The organism is Spirulina sp. 06S082, from assembly GCF_034932145.1.
Taxonomy (GTDB): Bacteria; Cyanobacteriota; Cyanobacteriia; order Cyanobacteriales; family Spirulinaceae; genus CCY15215.
In genome coordinates, this window is record NZ_JAYGHV010000456.1 from 1 (window position 1) to 4,251 (window position 4,251).

Consider the following 4,251-nt stretch of genomic DNA (forward strand, 5'->3'; position numbering starts at 1 on the left):
ATTTCCCCTGGGCAACGCGCTTGCTCCCTTTAAAGATCATGTGTTCTAAAAAATGTGCCATTCCGTACCAGCGATCGGGTTCCGCACTGACACCCGCTTTCACCCAAACATCAACCATGACAACGGAGGTACTCGGGAGATGTTGATGAATAACAGTCAGGCCATTATTCAACCGGAAGGTCTTAGCGGGAAATTGAACCGGAAATTGAATAGTATCGCGTTGTTGATATAGCTGTTGCAAGGTTAAGCGCTTAACGATTTGTTAATCTATACCATTCTAGCTCTTAGGAAAATCTTAAATTGATCGTTTTGATACAAAATGCTGGATTTTTTAGGATAGAGGAACATAAAATAGATAATAAGATGGTAGAATGTAGAAAACGAAAACATAGAATAGGAAATTCTAATTCTTCATTATTGATTTTTCGCCCTCTTAGCATTATGCAACAAACAAGAGAAAAAATAATAGATAAATCTTCTTTATTACGTCTTTGGACAGTGGAGGAATACCACTACATGGCTGAAGTGGGAATATTAGGAATAGATGAATCTGTAGAATTAGTCGCCGGACAGATTATTAAAAAAATGAGTCCTCAAAAAACACCCCATGCGACAGCATTGACTTTAACGCGATTGTTGTTGGAGGAAAGATTAGGAAAACAAGTTTTAGTCAGGACACAATTACCCACAACTTTGAGCAATTATTCTGAACCCGAACCCGATGTTGCTGTTGTGATGCCTGATGTTTTACGTTATCTAGAACATCATCCCTGCGTCAGTGAAATTTATTTAATCATCGAAATTGCCGATACAACAAGCAAAACAGACCGGGAAATTAAGACGCGGGAATATGGAAAGGTTGGCATTAAAGATTACTGGGTTTTGGATATTAATAAGCGTTGTTTACATATTTTCCAAGACCCAACCTCCCACGGATATCAAAATGAGATAATACTTGAGGAAGATGGACAAATTTCGCCATTACAATTTCCCGATTTGAGCATTACTGTCCGAGATCTGTTACCTCCAGTTATTGTCGAGTAACATTTGATTACAATTCAATTTTAAGCAACAGCATTAACCGTCGAATTCGCAGTTAAGCGCCCATCTTCCATTTTAACAATGCGATCGGCAACATCTAAAATGCGATTATCGTGGGTGACAAGGAGAATTGTACAGCCTTGTTCTCGTGCCAACTTTTGCATCAATGTCACCACATCCCGACCAGATTTACTATCAAGAGCGGCGGTGGGTTCATCGGCGAGTACAATAGCAGGATGGGCAACTAATGCCCGCGCGATCGCGACTCGTTGTTTCTGTCCTCCAGAAAGATTATCAGGGTATTTTTCTATATATTCTCCTAAACCCACTTCTTCTAATATACTTGTTGCTTTTTGGCGCATCTGCGATCGCGTCAATGTTCCGTGTACTTCTAATCCCATTTGTACATTTTGCAGGGCGCTTAAACTCTGATGTAAATTATGTGCTTGGAAAATATAACCATTATGACGACGTGCTTGTACTAACTGTTCTTGACTTGCGCCACATAGTTCACTTCCTAACATTTTTAGACTTCCCGACTGGGCAGAACGCAAGCCGCTAACAAGGGTTAAAAGCGTTGTTTTTCCCGATCCTGAAGGACCCATCATAATGACAATTTCTCCAGCATAAATCTCCAAATTAATGCCAAAGAGAACTTGTTTGCGAAGTTGTCCTTGACCAAAGTAATGATCGAGATTTTTAACGGCAATAACGGGTGTTTTATTCATCATGGAAGATAAGCAAATAACAATTAAAAAATATCAGCAGGATCTGCTGCTTGTAATCGTCGGGTGGCGATCGCGCCAGAAATACCACACATAACAATCGTTAAAATTAACACGCCAATGGCTCGGGTTGTCGTCATAAGCATCGGTAAAGCTGTTGCTTTTTGCGCTAAGGCATATAAACCAATTGAGATTCCCAGCCCCGGAAAAAAGCCCAAAGCAGCTAAAATAATTGCCTCTTCAAATACCACCCCGAGTAAATAAGAGTTGCGATAACCCATTGCTTTAAAGGTGGCATATTCTGCTATATGTGCATTAACATCTGTCGAGAGAATTTGATAAACAATCACCACTCCCACCACAAATCCGATCGCGGCACCAAAGCCAAAAACAACGCCAATAGGACGATTGGTCGCCCAATAAGTTTTCTCTTCGTTAATGAACTCCTCAATAGTTAGGGTTTTTACATCGTCAGGTAAATGAGCATCAAGCATCGCTCTCACTTGCGCCGGATCGCTACCGGGTTCGATCTTTAATAAGCCCAAACTCACTGTCCCAGGCTGTCGTTTTGGCATCAAGCGCAAAAAGTTCTGATCGCTGGTAATAATCACCGCATCTGCTGCAAAAGAAGCCCCCATGCTAAATAGTCCGCCAATGGAGACGGTACGGCGTTCGATTTCTGTAGTCACGGTTTCGCCCAGTTCTGTTTTGGCGATCGCCTCTTCATATTCTCCTCGGGCAGCGCGATCGAACAATACTGTATCTGGGAGTTTAATCTCATTTAATTTTTGCGTAATTTCCGGTAAGGTAAAAGCAGGGCGATCGGGGTTCATACCGATAACCATCACTGAAGTTTTTTGCTGGGTTTGGGGGTTTTTCCACTGCACGGAATTCACATAAAGTGCATCTGCGGATTCAATTCCAGGGATGTCAAGCGCCTGATACAATCGCCGTCGAGGAAAGGTGGATAATTCCCCCCAATTCAGCGCTTGGGTATTCATAATGACAATATCTGCCTCTAGGTTGCGATGTAGAAGCGTGTTACTGTTGAGCAGGGCATTCAAAAAGCCGAACTGCATGAAAATCAGGATATCTGCAAAGGCAATACCCGACATGGCCGTGAGTAGACGAGTTAGATCGTGCTTGAGTTGCAACCATCCTAAAGGCGTGCGATGAGTTAAGGCTGTAAAAAGTTTTTTCATAGTTCGATCGCCACCGTGACTTGTAAATTGGTTAATCCGAGAACTTTTTCCCTGGAGGTTTCATCGAGTTTAACTCTCACTTCAATAACCCTTGCATCGATATTAGCAGAGGGATCGGCATTAATTACATCTTGGCGCAAGACTTGCAGGCCAATGTGTTCGACGGTTCCGCGTAATTCTTCAGGTACAGCATTACTGGTGACGATCGCAGGTTGACCCGTTCTAATTTTGCTGATATCACTCTCGTAAATTTCCGCGATCGCATACATCTCTCGGGTTTGTCCGATCTCGGCAATGCCTTCACTGGCAATAATTTCGCCGGGTCGGGTATGAATTTTGAGAATTTGTCCGGCTTGGGGGGATCGCACAAAAGCGCGATCTAAGTCGGTTTGAGCGCGATCGACGGCGGCTCGGGCGGCGTTAAGTTCGGCGGTAGCAACTTCTACATCTACCGGACGCACTTCAGTGATACGATCTAAGGTCGCTCTTGCTTCTCGCAATTGTTCCTGTTGGGAGGATGCCACGCGATCGCGTTCTGCTTTGGCTTCCTGTAGCTGCCATTGCAGGCGATCGAAGTTTAAGCGCTTGCTATCTCGGTTGCTGGCGGAAATAGCCCCCTCGTTGTATAGGCTTTGATAGCGATCGTATTCAACTTTGGCATTATTTAACTCAGCCTGCAAGCGGCCGATCTCGGCTTCTTGGGCGGCGAGTTGGGTGCGGCGATCCCCTTGAATGCGAGAAATAGTAGCGCGTTGTGCCTCGATCGCCCCCTGTTGCGCTCCTGCTTGGATGCGGTTAAGATTGGCTTGGGACACTCTTACTTTTTCTCTTGCTTCATTTAAAAGAGCTTCTAGGCGATCGCGACTATCCAAAATGGCGATGGTTTCTCCCTTTCTCACCCAACTCCCTTCCTCAACCAATAATCTCTCAATTCGATTACCTTCTGCTGAGGAGGGAGAAGACAGGCGCACTACTTCTCCGCGCGGTTCTAGTCGTTCCAGTCCCGTCACGGTTACAATTTCTGGCAAGGCTACGGCAGGGGCTTCGATCGCCGGTTGAAATAAGTTCATTCTGGAGGTAATGAATGCTCCTCCTCCCGCACTCAAAAGCGCCGTCAAAAGCACAATAACCAAGGATTTGAAGGATCGGGGACGATCTGCTGTTCCATTATGAAGCACTTGTGCCTCCCTCTACTGAATACTTGACCCAATTCCCTTATAATAAAACTAAACGGTTTCGTTTTATCTGTTTTAAGATTAAACCACTCAGCCCAATAAAGTCAA

The 4,251-nt window shown here is 44.3% G+C and carries 5 protein-coding genes; 1 reads left to right on the top strand and 4 read right to left on the bottom strand.

Annotation, left to right across the window (positions count from 1 at the left end; genetic code table 11):
- Positions 1-241 (bottom strand): insulinase family protein (locus VB714_RS26790; RefSeq protein WP_323228352.1); only part of this gene is annotated, 241 nt, incomplete at its 3' end.
- A 200-nt stretch (positions 242-441) separates the two neighbouring features.
- Here VB714_RS26790 and VB714_RS26795 point away from each other — a divergent pair.
- The gene (locus VB714_RS26795) at positions 442-1,044 is read left to right on the top strand and encodes a Uma2 family endonuclease (protein WP_323228354.1); all 603 of its coding nucleotides are present in this window, start codon (positions 442-444) and stop codon (positions 1,042-1,044) included.
- 20 nt (positions 1,045-1,064) lie between these two features.
- Here the strand turns inward: VB714_RS26795 and VB714_RS26800 are convergent, their stop codons facing one another.
- The 3 genes from VB714_RS26800 to VB714_RS26810 are packed head-to-tail and all read right to left on the bottom strand — an operon-like array spanning position 1,065 to position 4,146.
- Positions 1,065-1,772 carry a DevA family ABC transporter ATP-binding protein gene (locus VB714_RS26800; protein WP_323228355.1) on the bottom strand — a complete coding sequence of 236 codons (708 nt, stop codon included), beginning with the start codon at positions 1,770-1,772 and terminating at the stop codon, positions 1,065-1,067.
- Between the two features lie 20 nt (positions 1,773-1,792).
- Positions 1,793-2,968 (bottom strand): ABC transporter permease DevC, encoded by a 1,176-nt coding sequence (devC, locus tag VB714_RS26805; protein WP_323228357.1) that lies wholly within the window; start codon positions 2,966-2,968, stop codon positions 1,793-1,795.
- On the bottom strand, positions 2,965-4,146 hold the full coding sequence (locus VB714_RS26810; RefSeq protein ID WP_323228359.1) for an ABC exporter membrane fusion protein: 1,182 nt from the start codon (positions 4,144-4,146) through the stop codon (positions 2,965-2,967). Before VB714_RS26810 ends, devC begins: the two co-directional genes overlap by 4 nt.
- Between the last annotated feature and the right edge of the window lie 105 nt (positions 4,147-4,251).

What these genes read in the sequence shown, in the direction of transcription:
- devC (WP_323228357.1), bottom strand. Translation starts at nt 2,968, where the DNA reads ATGAAAAAACTTTTTACAGCCTTAACTCATCGCACGCCTTTAGGATGG.
- VB714_RS26795 (WP_323228354.1), top strand. Translation starts at nt 442, where the DNA reads ATGCAACAAACAAGAGAAAAAATAATAGATAAATCTTCTTTATTACGT.
- VB714_RS26800 (WP_323228355.1), bottom strand. Translation starts at nt 1,772, where the DNA reads ATGATGAATAAAACACCCGTTATTGCCGTTAAAAATCTCGATCATTAC.